The 19,354-nt window shown below is 44.0% G+C and carries 13 protein-coding genes; 3 read left to right on the top strand and 10 right to left on the bottom strand.

Going from position 1 to position 19,354, the window contains the following annotated elements:
- Window positions 1–584: 584 nt before the first annotated feature.
- The 3 genes from Q3C19_RS11315 to Q3C19_RS11305 are packed head-to-tail and all read right to left on the bottom strand — an operon-like array spanning window position 585 to window position 4,447.
- Entirely contained in the window at window positions 585–1,238 is a 654-nt protein-coding gene (locus Q3C19_RS11315) for a DedA family protein (RefSeq protein WP_302729364.1), read from the bottom strand.
- A 29-nt stretch (window positions 1,239–1,267) separates the two neighbouring features.
- Window positions 1,268–2,683 carry a tetratricopeptide repeat protein gene (locus tag Q3C19_RS11310; RefSeq protein ID WP_302729362.1) on the bottom strand — a complete coding sequence of 472 codons (1,416 nt, stop codon included), beginning with the start codon at window positions 2,681–2,683 and terminating at the stop codon, window positions 1,268–1,270.
- Window positions 2,684–2,707: 24 nt separating this feature from the next.
- On the bottom strand, window positions 2,708–4,447 hold the full coding sequence (locus tag Q3C19_RS11305; protein WP_022164400.1) for a glutamine--tRNA ligase/YqeY domain fusion protein: 1,740 nt from the start codon (window positions 4,445–4,447) through the stop codon (window positions 2,708–2,710).
- A gap of 521 nt (window positions 4,448–4,968) precedes the next feature.
- Here Q3C19_RS11305 and phoU point away from each other — a divergent pair.
- The 3 genes from phoU to Q3C19_RS11290 all read left to right on the top strand — a co-directional run bounded on the left by phoU (window position 4,969) and on the right by Q3C19_RS11290 (window position 7,352).
- A complete protein-coding gene (phoU, locus tag Q3C19_RS11300; protein WP_022164401.1) occupies window positions 4,969–5,655 on the top strand; it encodes a phosphate signaling complex protein PhoU in 687 nt (228 codons plus the stop codon).
- A gap of 454 nt (window positions 5,656–6,109) precedes the next feature.
- Window positions 6,110–6,709 (top strand): riboflavin synthase, encoded by a 600-nt coding sequence (locus Q3C19_RS11295; protein WP_022164402.1) that lies wholly within the window; start codon window positions 6,110–6,112, stop codon window positions 6,707–6,709.
- A gap of 94 nt (window positions 6,710–6,803) precedes the next feature.
- Window positions 6,804–7,352, top strand: coding sequence for a nitroreductase family protein (locus Q3C19_RS11290; protein ID WP_302729375.1), 549 nt, complete (start codon window positions 6,804–6,806; stop codon window positions 7,350–7,352).
- Between the two features lie 253 nt (window positions 7,353–7,605).
- Here the strand turns inward: Q3C19_RS11290 and Q3C19_RS11285 are convergent, their stop codons facing one another.
- The 7 genes from Q3C19_RS11285 to Q3C19_RS11255 all read right to left on the bottom strand — a co-directional run bounded on the left by Q3C19_RS11285 (window position 7,606) and on the right by Q3C19_RS11255 (window position 18,923).
- Entirely contained in the window at window positions 7,606–8,556 is a 951-nt protein-coding gene (locus Q3C19_RS11285; RefSeq protein WP_302729359.1) for a DUF5106 domain-containing protein, read from the bottom strand.
- An 11-nt stretch (window positions 8,557–8,567) separates the two neighbouring features.
- Window positions 8,568–12,056 (bottom strand): DUF4906 domain-containing protein, encoded by a 3,489-nt coding sequence (locus Q3C19_RS11280; protein ID WP_302729357.1) that lies wholly within the window; start codon window positions 12,054–12,056, stop codon window positions 8,568–8,570.
- 13 nt (window positions 12,057–12,069) lie between these two features.
- Window positions 12,070–13,128 carry a hypothetical protein gene (locus Q3C19_RS11275; protein ID WP_302729355.1) on the bottom strand — a complete coding sequence of 353 codons (1,059 nt, stop codon included), beginning with the start codon at window positions 13,126–13,128 and terminating at the stop codon, window positions 12,070–12,072.
- Window positions 13,129–13,288: 160 nt separating this feature from the next.
- The gene (locus Q3C19_RS11270; protein ID WP_302729353.1) at window positions 13,289–14,365 is read right to left on the bottom strand and encodes a FimB/Mfa2 family fimbrial subunit; all 1,077 of its coding nucleotides are present in this window, start codon (window positions 14,363–14,365) and stop codon (window positions 13,289–13,291) included.
- A 289-nt stretch (window positions 14,366–14,654) separates the two neighbouring features.
- Window positions 14,655–16,481, bottom strand: coding sequence for an Mfa1 family fimbria major subunit (locus Q3C19_RS11265; protein ID WP_302729351.1), 1,827 nt, complete (start codon window positions 16,479–16,481; stop codon window positions 14,655–14,657).
- A 326-nt stretch (window positions 16,482–16,807) separates the two neighbouring features.
- On the bottom strand, window positions 16,808–18,226 hold the full coding sequence (locus tag Q3C19_RS11260) for a DUF3868 domain-containing protein (protein WP_302729349.1): 1,419 nt from the start codon (window positions 18,224–18,226) through the stop codon (window positions 16,808–16,810).
- A 109-nt stretch (window positions 18,227–18,335) separates the two neighbouring features.
- A complete protein-coding gene (locus tag Q3C19_RS11255) occupies window positions 18,336–18,923 on the bottom strand; it encodes a DUF3575 domain-containing protein (protein ID WP_071149415.1) in 588 nt (195 codons plus the stop codon).
- Window positions 18,924–19,354: the final 431 nt, after the last annotated feature.

Below are 19,354 nucleotides of genomic sequence, written 5' to 3'. Positions count from 1 at the left end.
AGTAGGTAGTCGCCGTTTTAGTAGAAGCCCCTTCGGAGAATTCCGGAGGGGCTTTTTTATTTTCTATCCACATACACACAGGAACTTTTCTTTTCCTCAGGCACGGATGCCACGGAAAGACACGGGAAAGCCGCGCCTGAAAAACGATAATCCCGCATGTTATTCTTTTGAATTGTGCTTCCCAAATACGCTAACTGTGCCGTTTCAATGCACTGCCTGCTGCACTGTTAGTGCACCAACTGTTGCACTGCGAGTGCACTGACTACTGCACTGCGAGTGCAATAATTGGTGCACTCGCTGGGGATAACTGGGGAGTTTTAGAAGGATAGTAGGCATTCATTTCTTTCTTTTCAGATCTCTTTCTCCCTTCAGAAAGCAGGTTGTCAAAAGGATAACTGATGCCTTGTCGTTCCTTTAGTTAACGGCTACTCTTATCCGATAAATTGTGGCTTGGAAAATGAAGGACTCATAGTTGTTTGTTTAGGGGATTGAGATAAGAGCTGACTGCGTAATAAAAGAACGGGAGAAAATAGAGCTTTTAACTATATTTTCTCCCGTTCTTTTGATGAATTCTTGTGATGTCGTTATTTCTTCTGGCTCTTCTTTTTCAGTCCTTTGTAAGCAATGAAGGCTATTGCCAGAATAGCCAATGCCAGAATGCAATATCCTATTTCATGGCTGTATTTGGTTGCCATGACATAAACATCGTTGGTGGTTTTCAGATCTGTGAAGCGGTATATCAGGTATCCTAATGTCGCCAATATTGCGTTCCAGATTCCGGCTCCCAAGGTAGTGTAGAGCAGGAATGGTCCCATTTTCATTCCGGCCAGTCCGGCGGGGATACTGATAAGCTGGCGTACAGCCGGTATCAATCGTCCGAAGAAAGTAGAGGCTGCACCGTGCTTGCGGAAATATTCTTCGGCATGGCGTACTTTTTCTTCATCGATCAGGCACATGTGACCGAAACGGCTGTTGGCAAATTTATAGACGATGGGACGTCCAAGCCATTTTGCCAGGTAGTAATTGAGCAATGCTCCCAAGTCTGCTCCTATGGTTGCAAAGACTACGACCAGGATTATGTTCATACTATCGTCTGCCATGGCTTTCCATGCAGCCGGTGGCACTACTGCTTCAGAGGGGAAAGGTATAAACGAACTCTCGATAGCCATAAAAATAGTGACTACCCAATAATTCAGGTTTTCCAATACCCATTTGAGAAGTTCTGCTACTGATTCCATTTTTTTTTCTTCTACTTGGTTTTAACGGTTTATTTTAGTGATTCAAAAATATCTTTCATGATTTTAGCCATTTCCTCCCGCTCATCTCCGTTCATCATCTGCTGTAATTCTTTCAACTCATCTTGGCTGATGGGTTTCTTACAAAGCTGGTTGTACTTCATAAAATTCTCTTTATCATGCAATATCAGATAAATGGAGGTTAGTCTTTCGTTGATACCTTCGTAATCGGGAGCATCTTTTTTGACGTGCTCGAAGGCTACTCGTGCATATTCTATCTGATTGATTTCCATACAGATGAGTCCTATTTCGTTCCAAGTCTCCGGATAGGGGGCGATTTTCAGCGCCCTGGCCCATTGCTTGATTCCCTGTTCGGGATTTCCATCTTCCATATAAATTCGGCCGGATATCAGATAGTTCTCCACATCATTCGGATCGGTTCCTATGGCTTTGCGGCTATATTGGTAAGCTTTCTCTTTTTCTCCCATTTTGAAGAGGCAGAGGGCAGCATTGGAATACAGCATGGCTAGTGGAATAGTCTTTTCCTCGTAACTGTCTATGGCAGCTTTAAGATAGTGATAGGCTTGCTCCCATTCATTTTGGCTGATATGTCCCATGGCAATGAAGGTATAGACAAAGTCATGAGTCAGCACTTGCAGTTCTTCGGCTTTCCGGTAGCTTTCCAAGGCTTTCTTGTCGTTTCCAAGCTGGTAGAACGAATGTCCTTTGACTACGTATGCTTCGGCAAATTCGTCGTCGGATATGATGGCATAGTCGCAGGCATCGATAGCCTTGTCGTACTGTTGTTGCTCGAAATAACATCGTGCCAAGCCAAACCAATAAGGGGCAGAATAGGGATTTTTGTCTATCAGTTTATTGTAGTATACGGCTGCTTCGTCGAACTTGCGCTCTCCATACAGGCAGTCGGCCACTACAGCCAAATAGGCTTCATCTTCATCATAAAGTCCCTTTCCTATCTCTAGCCATTGTGAGGCCTTCTGCGAATACCCCATGTCATTGTAGAGGTAAGCTACCTCAATAATGTTGGCCAGTTCCTCTTTGTCTTTAATGGTGTTGATCAGCTTTTCAGCTTCTTCCAGTTTACCTTCGCCCATCAGTATGTTGGCCTTCAGTATTTTTACCTCGGAAGAAAAATCGTCGGTGATTCTTTCGACTATTTCTTTGGCCTTTCCACGACGTTGAGTATCCAGGAACAGGTAAGCCCGCTCCACCAACAACGCAGTGTTGTTGGGGTGCAGGCTCAGTCCATATTCAGTGGTTTCCAGAGCTGTCTGAAATTTATTCCGCATGGCATACCAGTCCGCCAAGTCCGCCAGGTCGTCCGCATCCATATAGATGGGCATTCTTTCCCTTTGGGCTTTTTCGTATTGTTCTGCCAGTTCGTACAATTCTTTGTCTCTTCCAGACAGTAGGTTTTTTCTGTTCATCAATAGTAATAACTCCTTTTTGATTTATTTGTTGATTTTTCCCCAAGTATCTTTCAGTCCTACAGTTCGGTTGAAGACCATCTTCTCGGGAGTAGAGTCCTTGTCTACATTGAAGTAGCCGATACGTTGGAACTGCAGATAGGTAAGAGGCTTCATGCCGGCTGCAAACTTTTCGATGTAGCAGCAGGGCAATACCTGAAGCGAGTCGGGATTGATAATTTCCTTCATGGCGGTCAGTGCATCGCAGTTTTTAGCTTCGCGAATGGCAGCCAGTTCATCGCGTGGGTTCTCCACTTTCCACAGGCGGTCGTACAGACGAACTTCTGCTTCCAGACAGTGTGCACAGCTTACCCAGTGGAGTGTACCTTTTACTTTTCGGTTGGCACCCGGCATACCGCTTTTCGAGTCAGGATCATATTCGCAATATACCTCTACCACTTCGCCGGCTTCGTTTTTCTTGCATCCGGTACATTTTACGATATAGGCATTTTTCAGACGTACTTCCTGTCCGGGAGTCATGCGGAAATACTTTTTCGGAGCATCTTCCATGAAGTCTTCGCGTTCCATCCACAATTCGCGGCTGAATTCGATCATGTGACTGCCTTCTTCGGGATGTTCCGGATTGTTGATGGCTTCCAGTTCTTCTACCTGTCCTTCCGGATAGTTGGTGATAACCAGTTTTACCGGATTCAGTACAGCCGAAATGCGGGTTGCACGGTCGTTGAGGTCTTCGCGTACGGCACTTTCCAGCAATGCAAACTCGTTGAGTGCATCGTAGGTCGTGTAGCCAATCTTGTCAATGAACTTATGGATTGATTCCGGTGAGTAGCCACGACGGCGGAAACCGCAAATGGTCGGCATACGGGGATCGTCCCAACCGTTGACAAGTCCTTCTTTTACCAAGGTCAGCAAGTTACGCTTGCTCATGAGTGTATAACTCAGGTTCAGTTTGTTGAATTCGTACTGACGGGGACGGTTGTCTTCCAGATCTTTTCCTTCCTTCAGCCAGTCCACGAACAAGTCGTACAGCGGACGGTGTACCACAAACTCCAGTGTACAGAGCGAGTGGGTCACGCCTTCGAAGAAGTCGCTTTGACCGTGGGCGAAGTCGTACATTGGATATGCTTTCCATTTTGTTCCCGTACGGTGGTGCGGATGTTTTACGACGCGGTAAATGATCGGGTCGCGGAAGTGCATATTGGGGTTAGCCATATCTATCTTGGCACGCAGCACCATGGCTCCTTCTTCTATTTCTCCATTGTTCATTTTCTGGAACAGCTCCAGATTTTCTTCAATGGGACGGTTGCGGTACGGACTTTCCACACCCGGTTGTGTAGGTGTACCTTTCTGGGCAGCAATCTCTTCGCTGGATTGTTCGTCGATGTATGCTTTTCCTTCTTTAATCAGCCGTATGGCAAAATCCCAAAGTTGCTGGAAGTAGTCGGAAGCATAATATTCGTTTCCCCACTGATATCCCAGCCACTTGATATCTTCCTTGATGGCTTCTACATATTCTACATCTTCTTTAGTCGGGTTGGTGTCGTCAAAGCGCAGGTTGCACACACCACCATGAGCAGCTGCAATGCCAAAATCGAGGCAAATTGCTTTAGCGTGTCCGATGTGAAGATAGCCGTTAGGCTCTGGCGGAAAACGTGTCTGTACTCTTCCTCCGTTTTTACCTTCTTTCAAGTCGTTCTCTACTATCTGCTCAATGAAGTTCAAGCTTTTCTTTTCGCTTGTTTCTTCGCTTTTCATTTCTGCCATAATTGTATCTTTTCGTAGTTTTCACTATTTTCAACTTTGCAAAAATACGACTAATTTTTTGGTATATTGCTATTTTGCAGGAATTATATCCGTGCTTTTTTATGATTTCCTGAAGGGGGGAGCAGCATCAGTAGTCTATGAAGTGCCTGATGGTGTCGGGCTATTGTCATTTCCGGTTGTAAACGGTGGAAAAGTATCCAAGGGGGATGTAACAGAAATGTAACACTTTTGTAACAGATCTTTCAAAATGCAGTCATATCCTCTTAACATCCGCTCTGTTTCTTTGCATATCCAATGTAATAGGCTTAACTTTCGCAAGTTTTGGTTTCACCGAAACTTACAAGAGTTAAAGGGGGAGAAGAAGTGACCGTTCTCCGGTGGAGTTTGGAAGTTAAAGGTCGGTAGAACAGGTTACGACTGATTTCCGCACTATTGGCTTTGAATACTATAAATTCTTAGCTTCCAATGGAATATTGAAACAGAAACTTAAATAAATCATCAATTATAAAAACAAAAAAGTTATGGTAAAATTTATCGAATCGGAACTCGTCTTGCTGAAAAAGGAGATAGAGGAGATGTGGAATCTGGTGTACAACCAGCTTGACAGGGCAGGAGAAGCAGTACTTACTCTTGACCGCGAACTGGCACAGCAAGTGTTGGTCCGTGAACGTCGTGTCAATGCTTTGGAATTGAAAATAGACAGCGATGTCGAAGATATCATTGCTTTGTACAATCCGGTAGCAATTGATTTGCGTTTTGTGCTGGCCATGCTTAAAATCAATACCAATCTGGAGCGGTTGGGCGATTTTGCAGAAGGTGTAGCACGTTTTGCCATTAATTGTAAGGAGCCAGCGTTGGATGCCGAACTGATCAAGAAACTTCGTTTGGAAGAAATGATCAAACAAGTACTTTCGATGCTGGAACTGGCCAAAAAAGCTCTTCAGGAAGAAAGTCAGGAGTTGGCTACCTCTGTTTTTGCTAAAGACAACCTGCTGGATGAAATCAATGCCGAGGTGACGGCAATTCTGGCCGATTATATAGTGAAGCATCCCGAAAGTGCATTGACTTGTTTGAACCTCATCAGTGTGTTCCGCAAACTGGAACGTTCGGGCGACCATATTACAAATATAGCCGAGGAAATTGTTTTCTTTATCGATGCGAAGGTATTAAAACATAGCGGACGCACGGATGAAAACTATCCCCGTTAATATAGGAAAGAAAACAGTTTTTTAGGATAATTTTAGTGTTTCAAGAAAAAAAATCTTATATTTGTTCCTTGAAAAAGGTGCGGATGTAGAAAATTGCTTTCAAATGATAACAAATCCAAAAGTTTTCTCAAAAAGATGTTATAAGACATGTTTTTTAATTTGGCTGGTATCTCGAAAAGCCGCTATATTTGCATCGTTATCCTGAAAACAATCTTTTTACCTTAAAAAAAAACTAATACCTATTGAAAACTGAAAAAGGTGGCTTTGTGAAAAGCTGCCTTTTTTGTTGCCCCTTCTTTTAGTCAGAAAAGAAAAAATGTCTATCTTCGCAAAGTATAAATCTTAATAATAATAGGTGAGTTTGTTTGTTGATAAGTTCCAGGAGTTTTCAAGCTGAAGCAAAATAACTTATAATTTTACAAACTTAAAAACCAAAGAATTAAATACTTAGTATATGTTTTCCGGAATCGTAGAAGAATGCGCCAAGTTGGTGGCGATGGTAAAAGAGCAGGAGAATGTGCATTTCACTTTCACATGCTCTTTTGTAAATGAGTTGAAGATTGACCAGAGTGTGTCTCACAACGGTGTATGCCTTACGGTAGTCAGCATGACCGATGATACCTATACGGTAACAGCCATGAAGGAAACGCTGGACCGCTCCAACCTCGGTTTGTTGCAGGTAGGCGATGAAGTGAATGTAGAACGCAGCATGATGATGAACGGACGTTTGGACGGACATATCGTTCAGGGCCATGTCGATCAGACTGCTACCTGCATTGATGTTAAGGATGCTGAAGGCAGTTACTATTTTACCTTCCGTTATGCCTTTGATAAGGAGATGGCGAAGCGGGGCTATATCACTGTCGACAAAGGCTCGGTGACAGTAAACGGTGTCAGTCTGACGGTGTGCAACCCTACCGACGATACCTTCCAGGTTGCCATCATTCCTTATACATTCGAACATACCAACTTCCATGCCATCCGGGTAGGAAGCGTAGTCAATTTGGAGTTCGATATTATAGGAAAGTATATCAGCCGGATGATACAGTATTGAGGCTTTACCCAGGAGGGGATTTCAAGATGAAAGCAGGTTGAGATTTACTATCAACCTGAACTTGATAGGTGAAACCTAAATTTTAATGATAGATATGTTAGCTGAATCCGATTTTCTCCGTTTAGTCGAGGCGCGGCAGAGCGACCGTGCTTACGATGTGTCGCGTCCGGTGGAGCAGGAGAAGCTGGAACGCATATTGCAGGCGGCACGTCTTTCGCCGTCGGCCTGCAATGCGCAACCGTGGAAGTTTGTCGTCGTTACCGATCCCGAGCTGGCCGCAGCAGTCGGAAAGGCTACCGCCGGACTGGGCATGAACAAGTTTGCCCGCAACGCGCCGGTTCATATTCTGGTGGTGGAGGAATCCATGAATTTCACTTCCTTCCTAGGTGCCAAGATAAAAGATAAATATTTCCCGCTGATCGACATCGGCATTGCTGCCGCCCATATTGTGCTGGCAGCCGAGAGCGAAGGACTTGGGTCGTGCATTTTGGGCTGGTTCGACGAGAAAGAGATTAAGAAGCTGACCGGTATTCCTTCAGGCAAACGGTTGCTGCTTGACATCACAATCGGATATCCCGTGAAAGAAAAACGCCGGAAGTCGAGGAAACCGGCAGAAAAAGTCATCAGTTACAATCATTATTAAGGTTGGGTATTATAGCCCGATCATTTCCCAGTTAGAGAAACATATCTCTCTGATTGGGATTTTTTTTCCTGACGGGAGTAAAAACAAGCCATACCGCATTGGGCAGTATGGCTTGACAAACAAAACAAACAATCACACTTATCGCACTGATAAGTGCTGCCAGTTCCAGCTTCTCTAAGCCATGAACAGGCTTGCGCGTCACCTCACGGTGACTTTTTTCTGTACCACTCTGTGTTCTCTGTGGTTGAGTAACTCAAAATCCTAAAAAGCGGCTTATCTCTTCAAAAGCAGCATCTTTCAGCAATACCTTCTTCTCTCTGTCCAGCAAGTAGAGCGAAGGCATGGCTTTCAGGTCGTATAGTGCATCGGTTTTCACCGCCTCGCGGTCGGTGCCTATCATCCAACCTTCGGGCATATCGGTCAAGGCTTTGCGCCAGGCCGTTTCGTTGCCTTCGGTATAAATGGCCAGCACACTTATCTCTCCTGCCTGCACAGCTTCGGCCAGTTTCGTGCTGGCTGTCATCTGCCCCAGTACGGCGTGGCACGACTCACATTCCGGGTCGTAGAACACTAACAGTAGGCGGTCGCCCTTCACCGGTGTGGCAGCCAGCGTACAGCGGTTGCCGTCGGGCAGGTAGTAGGTGAAGTCTGTTGCCCGGTTGCCCGGATTATTCCGTTTCAGCAGGCTTAGCCTGAAGCCGAATCTCGAAACTTGTGCATCCCCTTTGGGGAATTCCTTGATCAGTGCTTCCAGATACATCCCATACAAGTGTTCGTTGTAGAAAGGCGAATTCGGATTGTAGAGGTAATCATCCGCCATCTTCATCAGCACTGGACATGCATAAGTTGAAGGAATAAACCTCCTGCACCAGTTCTCCATGCTTTCACGCGTCAGTTCGTCCGGCGTTGTGCCATCTGCCAGCAGGGCGATGAAGTTCACGAAGCCCTGTTCGGTCACGTCACGGTTGTCCACCAAGGTGGTGTCGGCAAAGTCGAAACGCTCCCAATAGTGGGTGAGGAGGTAGGACTTGCGGGCTTCGGGTTCCGTCAGGGTAGTGGGGATGGTGGGGAAGGGGAACTGTGCCTGTTGCTGTACGACGGTAGAGTCCGTATGGGTACGTTCTTTTGCTTCTGCCGTATCCGGCTTGGTATGACAAGAAGTAAGGAGTAATATGAGTCCAATATATATATAATATCTAATCATAATCGTAAAAACTAATTTTTCGGGAATGCATATCCGTCGGGTACGTCACGAACACAACGAATACGGAAGGTTTTTGATGTCAAATTACTATAATTAGGATTTTCAGAACCATATCCGCCACCCCCAGGACAATAAATCAATGAAGAACGGGCAAAACCAAATCGCACATTCAAATTACTGAATTGCGTACAACATGCCGCAATAAAAGATCCCGAATTATTAGAGTAACATTCATCCAATAATCCGGCTGCGTTCATTGCAGAAAGTTCCACCAGGTTAGGAACACGCCAATCGCTATATCCACCCTCTGAATACTTCTCATCCTCACATGGATTTAGCATTGTTCCATCAAAAGTATATACTTTTTGTTGTCCATTTTCATTTACTGTAACTGTACCCTTATAACCTATTATATCACCTAATCGATAAGTTTCTTCTAAATATTCATCTGCAACAAAAATACCTTGAGAAAATGAATTTTCAGGTTTATCTTCATTATGTACGCTTAAAGATCCATCTACACGTTGACGATATAGATTAGCTACTAGGCGATCCTTAAATTCAATAGATTTTGGATAGGTATTTTCATGATAAATAAATGATGGATCCGACTCTACAAATGGAGTACTGATATCGTAATCATTACTTGTAGAAGGAAGAGAACGGATACATCGTATGGGTTTGGCAGCCCAATTTCCTGTATAATCAGCTCCATCAACACCATATGAACCTCTTTCTACAGCCCAATATACCCGCTTGTCATCTTGATTACTACTTGTGAAATAAAGTGAACCATCCCAAATATAACTTGTTGCATATCCTTTATGTACCATTGTATATTTATCGCCCATATATAATTGGGCAGCATTAGAAAGGGCATTAGAACCAATGCCAATGCGAATATACTCATTTATTGATGGCAAATACCAACGAACTTCGTTTTCGTCAATAACTCCATTACCATTTAAATCTCTGTTACGTGATAAACAGGCAAAGTAAGCACCACCTATACCAGTATCTCCATCTGATTCCTCACGAGTACCTTCATAAACACTAACCGGAAGTTTATGATTTATGCGATCAGAACCTATTGATCCAAGCCATCCATTATACTTTGGAACAATAAATGTTTCCCAGTTTTGTGGCAGACCACCTAGTAATTGTATTTGATTACTTCGACCATCTGTGTCACTTAGTCCTGTCGTTACTGAACCGCCAAAACGAATATGAGGTGTTTCATTATACGTTTCTATACCAAAACCATTCATTTGCAATGTTCTAGAATTATAAAATGTCTGCATAGAAAGTTGCGAGATATACGAATAAATTGTACTGAAAGAACTATTACCATCTTTAGACACATTCGAACTCATAGCGATAATCATCTCCCTAGGCATTTTATTGGTAAATACTGACCAATTAGTAACACGTTCCCCTGTCAGTGGATGACGTAAATAATAATACTCATTTACAAATGCAGTAAAACGTGCTACATATTCATTTTCAGTGTTTGTAGTGACAGTTATACCTTGACCCGAATTAAATATATCATTTGGCTGACTGTCACTGGGATAACCTTCACCTCTGTCTGCTGTGGATACAGATTTCTTTTTATAAATCTTCTTAACAACATTTCCCATAGCCACAATCACATCATACACATCCATAAGATATCTTGCTTTATCTGCGACTACTTCTCCACCATAAAAATACTTATTAGTCAAATTATCCAAATTCTCTCTACTCCATTCAGAAACTCCTGGATATTTTGCTATTTCAGTATTCGATTGCGGCCAAAATTCAATCCACTTGTAGTCAAAGCCCTTTAAGTTATCAGTTGTATTGCCAGGACCATTCAAAACCGCATCCTTTTTACTTAGTACATTAACACTAGCCTTCATCGCATCAGCGTAAATCTGATACGGTTTCAGAGTTCCACGTTTATTCTGAACTGTATACGGTTTATCTGACGTTTCAGTTGTATTAGTATAATCCATTGCCTCAGATTGGATAACCAAAATCAAATTATTTGCAATAGCTTTATTGATATCATCATCTAATTGAGTATTATTATATTCACCAAGACTATTTCCATTAACCTGAAATGACTGTATAGCCTTAGCAATTTGTGAAAGATTATACTCTAAATATATTTGTTCGTAATGAGCATCCAACTCATACGAATAAGTCGATGCGTCGTAAGTAAAAATCTGACCTTCTGCACCTTGTTGATATTCTTCGTCTGTTTCTTTTTTTGCTTCTGCTATAATTTTATCGACTCCCTTCACTGTAATTGTATAAGTATAGCTGCTATTCCGTTCTATGGAAAAGTTTCCCATAGAACCGGTTGAGCTGAAATCCCCTAAATGAATGGTATAACTGACATTTCCTGTATAATCTTTTCCATCAGTACCGATACCGCTGTATGTTCCACTAATCACTACAAAAGTACTGTTCTGTGGTGCATTAATCCAAGTTTTTTCCTCTGCTGTAGAACCTGGAGAACCCGTCCATTTATCACGATCAGCATATTTCATATTACTCTTATCGGTATTCAAAACTTTCGTTTCCTGAATGTTTTCCGGCATATAAAACGAAAATGAATAAAAACCTTCACTCACAGACGGTACATTGGATGAAGCATAATGAATATACTTAATACCTGATTCATCTTCAGAAAAAATATTTTCAGTAAATTGTTTCTCCTTATTTGTCAGATAACTTTTTATTGGAATGTTATATACACGATAGGAAGACGGTATAAAAGTAGCATCAATATCATTACCATACTCATCCTTAGGTTTTTCAACTATTTTAAACCTAATCTTTGCCATAGCACGATCCATCTTAACAATCACATTATTCTCAGTGCCATTAGAAGTTACAGAACCATCAGCTCTAAATTCTATATTCTCATTATACCCTGACATTAACATTAATGAAGACGAAACAATCTGAATGGGCTGCATATCGCTATTTTCATAAAGAGCACTCCGCAGATTAATGATTTGATCTTTGATCTCTTCAAACGATAAACTACCTCCTACTACATCTTCCTGTTTAGCTGTCAGTTCCCAAAAGCCGCCATCCCCGGCCGCAGCACTGGTATTGGCAACAGCTATCAGTTTCTTTTTACCAGTCGTAGTTTTAAAACGAACATTGTATAAAACCCCGCCATCAACAGTTTGAGCTTTTTCAAAAGTAACTTTATAACTTTCATCCGTTGCACGTGAAGAAACGTAGTGTTCATACGTTCCGTCCTCATGGAAAACAAAGATTGCCAAATTGGTTATATCAGACAAAGAATTATCAGCCCTTGTGTCTATCGTCACATCCGCAGCCGGCGTTCCCGACAAAGTTAGGGTTACAGTGACCGGCAGCCCTTCCACCACTTCACCGTTGTTCTTCACCAGTTCATCGTCTTTACATCCGGACAAGGCAAAGCCGACAAAGCCCATCCACAACAGACAAGTATATATCGTATGTAATATTTTCTTCATATTCGTTATAGTTTTATTCAAAAGCGGGAACTTCCATCTCATGTTCAGTCCATGAGTTAATTTGGCAATATGTATCCAACTCTATTTCTTTCATTCGCATATAAAGTTTATACCATGTATTCCTCTCTATCTTAGGCAAGTAAATGGTCTGTTCGTAATCAGAACCATTAAAATTATATTTCACTGTAAGATTATATCTCATTCCTGGATTCACTATTTCGGTCACAAACTGTTCATCTCCATACGTGTTTTCCAACAAATAAGGATTATCAAAATCTATTTTTGTAAACGAAGACTTTACACTTTCTATGTCCGTTGGCAATTCTGTCGTATAAGAAGTTGCAATCGTAACGCCCCCACTATTACCACTCAACAAATCACGATTTGCTGTATAGTCAATAATATCATTATCTACAGGAGTAAACAAGTACCCTTTATCAGGAACCTTATTCAAAGTAAAACTCTTGATAATCAGTTTACTGGAAGAGGTTCGCTTAGTACAGTAGAGTTCCAACTTTGCCACACACCTCGTAGCATTAATTGAAGCGTCAAATATTATTTTGTTGCCTTCAACAGACGAAAATGTAGCTGTACCCTCACCTGTCATCGGCACTTTGTTATCACCCTTATATTCAGTCAGGACGAACATTTTTCCTTTAAGCTCATCTAACGTTTTTACATCAGAAAAATATTCAGGGGTTGTACTATCTGCATAAGGTTGATTTAAAACTAAGTAAATCTTAAGTTTTTCATTCTTATTTATATTCTCTGCTTCTATTTCGGTCTGTAAAGTGGTTTGGATATCTATTCCTTCAGTTCCTACAGGAGTCCATACATTCTGACTGCTTACAACGTATGTAATGAAATTATCATTCTCATCAAAAATCCATAGCCGTATGATATCTGGCTCAGAGCCATCGGGTAGCAATTCATCCGCTCTCGTCGTAATATCCAAATTCAGCGTGATGGTCCGTTCCTGTGCAGAAGGTTCTTCCGCGGAGGGGGACGCATCGCCGCATCCTGCCAGGATGAGCAGCATGAGCCACGTTGCTATGGATATTATTTTATTCATATAATTTTAGTTTTTAAGTTCTTAAGTTTGTTAGTTTTTAAGTTCTTAAGTTTGTTAGTTTTTAAGTTCTTAAGTTTATTAGTTCGTTAGTTTTTAAGTTTGTCAGTTTTTCAGTCAACAACTCAAAAACTCAACAACTTAAAAACTCAAAACTTAAATTCTATAAATCTACATTCTGCACCCGTTTACTCCATCCCAGCACACCGATCGATACGTTGGCATAAGCCCAACTGCCGTCGGAGAGGAAGAAGGTAAGGTCGTAATCGTAGCCGCGGTCCAGGAATTCCTGGCGGGAGTAGCGGTGCAGCTCGTCGTAGTTGCACAGGCGGCCGAGCAGGTCGGGCAGGTTGACTTCGATGACTCGTTTGCCGGTTTCCTTGTGCTCTACTACCAATACCTCGTCGTCGGCCATGTCGTCGTGGGCAAAGATGCGCGAAGTCATGAAGTCGGCATGTCCCATGTTTCCTACTGTCGAAGCACGGCTGCTGACATCAGGGTCTTGGGTATTCCACGTGACATAAGGTGTACACAGGGCCTTGATATCGGGGTCTTCGGAGTTGTCATGGTTCAGCCGGATGTTGCCGCCGGTGATGTAAAGGTTGTAGTCGTCGATGTCCATTGCAGCGGGGTCGTCCACGTCGCGCAGGGTGACGCTGATGTAATTGGTGTTTCTGACCAACGACAGGGTGTGATAGGCATACTGTCCTTGTCGCACTTCGACAGGCTGGTCGGATATGGAATGCCAAATGGTATCCAACGGTTCGCCCTGGTGGTTGACTACTCCGACACCGTCGTACAGGCGGTTATGGTCGAGGGTAATCTGCAGGTCTTCCATGCGACTGTTCTCGTTCATTTCCGTACGCATGAAGCTGCCTCTCTGGTCGTCGCTTTTACACTGATGTGCCAGTGCCACGAAGCGGTATTTCCCGTCGGGAAGGTCCAGATACATGTTGTAGCCATACTCCCGTAGGGGTTGGAACTCGTCGTCGTTGGCTTCGGTAAGGCTGTCGATGTAGTTGCCCTGTTCGTCGAAGATGTAGAGGGTGACTTCGCCTACATGGTCGGCGAAGAGGTCGGAACGATGCAGGTTGTAGTCATAGACGAAGTTGACATACACGCCCCGTTCGCACCCGTCACGATTGTCGAAGATCAGGTCGGTACACGACGTAACGGTCAAGCCCAGCAGTAATCCTGCCAGCCAGCCTGCCTTCAGTATATGTTTGGCACAATGGTTCATAAGTAAATGAGTTTGTTAGTTTTTGAGTTTTTGAGTTTTTAAGTTATTGTGTGATTGGCTTTTAAAGTGAATAAGGCAATGACTTACGAACTCAGAAAACTAAAGAACTAAATACTTGTCAAGTTGTTTTTATCGCTTTATTCAGGTAAATGGCGAGGTGTGTTTATTCACCACAGATTTCCCGGATTGACACAGATTTGTTCTTGAACTTCGGATTGTCCGGTTTCCGTCCGTCTGTGACAATCCGCGTAATCTGTGGTGAATACGAGGCACAGCCTCACACACTATGTTACAGATCTACGCCCTGTGAACGTTTTGCCCAGGAGAGGACGTTGATTTCGCAGTTGATGTAGCGGTGTTCCTTATCAGCCGGTTCTTCCGGAATTACCGGAATTTCAGGATCACCGGGACCACTTACGCTGTTGATTAGCAGTTCGTACCAGTTGTTGCGGAGTACGCCGTAGCGGCCAAGATGATCTTTTTCAGAATAATTATCTAAACTGTTAACACCACTTGCGGGAGTATATTCTTCACCAAAATGCTTGATTAGAGTAGCATAATAATATGTTCTTCCGCCTTTGTAGAAGTTTATGGTTGAGTATTTGTTTAGAATAACATTGGCTTGATCGTCTGATAATTCATTTGGATTAGTTGTACCGCCTGTGATTTGAAATACTTTTTTCAAATCTTCGATATTTTTAATTTCTGCTCCTCCAGCATCCTCTTTTATCGCTAATTTCTCATTTTCTCCCAATTTCACATCTTCTTTACTGCTTGCAGCCAATTCGGCAGTAAGAGCCGCAAGCATGTTCTCTTTGGTATAAATCTGGTTGACGCCATTGCAAGTAAAGAAATCTACTCCATCTGTACCGCTCAGTTTGAAAGTAGCTTTCAATAAGATGCCGGTCAGTTGGTCTTTCTGCATAACTTTAGCAATGGTAGTATTTTCGGCGCAATAAGCAACGGCTTCCAAACCGGCTGTTGTTCCGTTATTGGCAAGTTCTAACCATTTTTGGGGAGCTGAAGTTTCTGACCAAACATTAAAGTTGTTTGTTATTTCTCCAGATTTGACAATAGTATTATAATTGGGATCTATTCCCCAATATGTACGGTAGGGATCAGGCTGAGTTCCTACAAAACGGTTTTCTTTGGATGAAACAGTTGGGTCGGTACTAAAAAGCTTAATCCAATCTTTCCAAGCAGCTTTGTCACCACTTCCAACATTGCGTACCAGGTAGGTTAACTTGTTGGTGTTCTGTAGTTCCCATCCAGTAAATTCAACGGTGGCACCGGCAAATGTTTCACCTTCTTTAATGGTCAATGTATTTGAGGCAGCATTAACTTTGACGTTCACCTTGGCAACCACTCGTTCTACGTAAATGGGATTCGATGGTGCAGCTTCGGCGGTTGGCTTATCGTCATAAACTTTTAATTCTACCAAGGTTGTTATATCTGGATTCCATCCAGTTGTGTTTGTGCTCGTTACGCTAGGCTGTTTAGCGATTGGAGCGTTGGTCATCATGAAATTTCCTTTATTTTCGTTTGCAGTAGTAGAAGCAATTTTAGTCAAATCAGTATTGGATGCTGTTGTAAACAAAGCTGCGAATGTCCCAGAGAATTCAGTTGACGGATTTGTTCCGGCTGCATTATAATTCAGCTTATTGTTGCTTACGCTAAAATAACCGGAATTATTTACGATGGCAAGTGCAAACACTTTTTCGCCCGTACTGGGTTTGGGAACTTCACTGACCACATAGTTCGATTTCGTAGTAATGTTGTCTGTTGAAGTACCTTGGTTTACAAAATTTAGATTAGGTAGTTGTGTAGCCCATTTGTAGGTGGCAGAACTTTCGTCTGCACCGTAAAACAATGCCAAAATAACATCATTCACGTTGTACTCTGCTGCCAATCCATCGTTAAAGTCATCGTTTTCGCTATCGGCTCTTGTCGAAGTTCCCGAAGTACTCGGCAGGTTCAGCGCAATTTTTACATACCCTGTACCATCGGTATTCAAATCGTTACCATTCCCTGAACTCTCATCCAGCGAATCAGAGCAAGCCGCCATCACCAGCGTTGCGGCCATTGTCCAAGCCATGTTTTTAAAAATCTTTTTCATAATCTTTCTTATTTATCGAGTTAATAATTATTTGTTTTGAACTACTTTGTTTTGTTTTAAGGACTTAGGGTTGAGAGTTGAGGGTTGAGGGTTTAGGGTGAATTGTTGACCTTGGTTTTACCCTTAGCCCTTTACCGTTCTGCGTCATTCCTGAGTCTACTTTGCTCTGTCATCCTGAACGGAGTGAAGGATCTGTTATCACGTAGCTTTCGAAGGAGATCCTTCACTACGTTCAGGATGACAGAATGACAATTACGTTATACTCTAAGGCAAAAAGTGTACTTTTTAAAATGGACTCATTTATATTATTCTTCATTCTTCATTCTTCATCCTTCATTTTCAACTATCTTCCTGTTCTCCTCCGCCTCTTTCACTCCTCCTTGCAGCGCCTGTTCCAGCAGCGGGAAGGCTTCGTCGTAGCGGCCTTGCAGCAACAGCGATACGGCGCGGGCGTTGGCTGCCTGCGGACTGTAGCCCGCCTTGTCCAAGTAGGGTTGTGCCTGCTCGGTCAGTCCCTGCTCCAGGAGGGCACAGGCGGCGTTGAGGTTGGCCACTTCGCTGTCGGGGTACATGCGTACGGCTACGTCGAACACCTGCTTGAAGTCGTTGCTGCCCGGTTCGTAGGTCTGTGCCACGGCAAACATCTCGTCGAGGCTGAGGTTCTGCGGGCGGGTGCGAAGCACTTCTTTGGCTTCGTTCACGTTGAAACTGCGTATGGTGTAGTCGATGCGGTAGTCGGTGCGGCGCAAGCCGGGATAGCACTCGGCCAGCAGGGTGGCGTAGGCTTTGGGGTAGCGGCTGCGGATGGCACGCTCTTTGGCGTCGGGTTCCTGGTCGCTGTCTATCAGGGTCAGAATGCCGTCGCGGTCGGCCAGCGTGCTGCCTGCCACGTAGCGGCGCAGGCCTTCCCAGTTTTCGGGCACGAAGTCGGTGACGAACAGCGTGTCGACAAAGCCGTAGCGCGTCTGTACGTACGTCTTCAATGCCCCGGTGCGGCCTTCGGCCAGACGGGTGTTGCTGCGGTAGGTTCCTTCGGGCGAGGCATATCCACGCAAGGTGATGCGGGTGATGCGGAAGTCGCGGTCGTGCAGGATGGTATCGATGGAGGCGTGTATGCGCGCCAGTTCATCGGGGTTGCGGCGGTAGGTGGGGTTGATGTCGGTGCGGTTCACCACGAAGTCCAGATAGGCTTCGCCGCTCAGTGCGCGCCGCTTCTCCACTTCCACTTCGGGAGCAATGTAGGCCAGCCGGGGACGAAAGGCGATGTCGGCCTGCTGCAGCGTCAGCTGGTTGCCCGGTTGCACTTCGCCACAGCCGCAAAGGTCTTCGGTCACGGCCAGACGGGCGGTGTCCATCCAGGGTTGGTAGAGTAGGGTAGTGCGGTAGTTCACAGTCTGTGCCTCGTCTTCCTTGCGACGTATGACACTCCAAGGGCTGTCGGCGTAGTGCCGGCGTCCGTTACGCTCGTAGTAGAGTTGGCGTCTACGGCCCATCACTTCCACCGAGGGCAGTTCGATGTGCTTGCCTTCGGCCTCGAACAGGGGAATCAGGACGATGGAGCGGTTGGACTCTACCTCCATGGTCGAGAGATCGAGTCGCATGGTGATAATGACGCTGTCGCGCAAGCGGCAGACGTCGGTTGCCTCGACCGTTGCACCGCTTTGAAGGGTGTGCTGGGCCATGAGTGGCAGAGCGTCGCCAAGGCATCCCAAGAAAAGGCTATATATCAAAATGATTCGTTTCATGTCTATGATGGTGTCTTTTTAGTTTGTAGTTTTTTTGAGTTGGAATTATCCGCGTCCGTCCGTCTTTTTCCGTGTTGTCCGCGTATCTCAAAATTTCACCTTATTATATTTAGAAAACATATATCAGATTCAGGGCAGCCTTGGTGGGGCCGAGGTAATGATGCGGTTCGTTGTCCTCCAACTGTTCGCCACATCGCGGGCAAAGGTACTTATCGGCACGGCTGTAGACGTAACCCAAGCCAATGACCCCTTCAAGGCTCCAGCGGCGCGACAGCATCCAGTGGTAACCGTATGCTACACCAATACCCGCCATCCAGCCCTCGAAGCGGTGGCCTTTCAGTTCACCAAAGTCGGTGCCGAAAAGTTTGAAGTCAAGATTGAGGTTGCTGAAGTTGTACACACCTCCCAGCAGATGGGTGCCTACAAAGTGCCCGTTGAAGCGTTCGCACAACCAGTAGCGAAGTTCCGGCTGGATGAGCCAGTGCTTCCACTTCTTGTTGTTGTCGCCGAAGGTCCAGCCATTGAAGTTGGCCGAAAGGTCGAATGTCCATTGGGGTGACAATCCGACTTCTGCTCCAAGGTTTACTGTAGTCGTTGCATCATACAACAAATTCGTCTTTACGGCCCAGTTCTGGGCTGAAAGTGAAATACTGACAAACAGCAAACAAAGCAGCAGGCTTCGTTTCACTATTTTCATGTCCATAACACAATTTTTTTTCTTAGCGGGATGTTGTTTTGTTGTTCCGTTACTTCGTAGGTAATGGATGTATTTTTCAATTTGGTGCAAAGATTGTTTTATTTTTACAAACAAACAAATAAAAGCGATGATTTAACACATATCTTTAACATATTTATACAAGAATGAATGAAGCGCAGGTGAAATAAGCTGAATGAAAGAAATACGGCGTTTCATGCTGTCGGAAGATTAAGCGGTTGTTGGGGGCATTTAACATATTACCGGAGGAGGAAATAAAATGACTGTTTTCACCTTTCACCTTCCGACTGGAGGGGTATGTGTAGGTTTTTACAGGTAAGGTTTCACCATAAATCGTTTATGATTAGCATGTTATGGTGAAAGATGGATACGCAGACTACGCTGATGAGACGGATGAACACGGATTCTAATTA

It is taken from the genome of Bacteroides sp. ET489 (assembly GCF_030518095.1).
In the GTDB taxonomy this organism is placed as follows: Bacteria; Bacteroidota; Bacteroidia; order Bacteroidales; family Bacteroidaceae; genus Bacteroides; species Bacteroides ndongoniae.
Note: the sequence above shows the minus strand (reverse complement) of the source record. Positions and strands in the feature narration are given on the sequence as shown.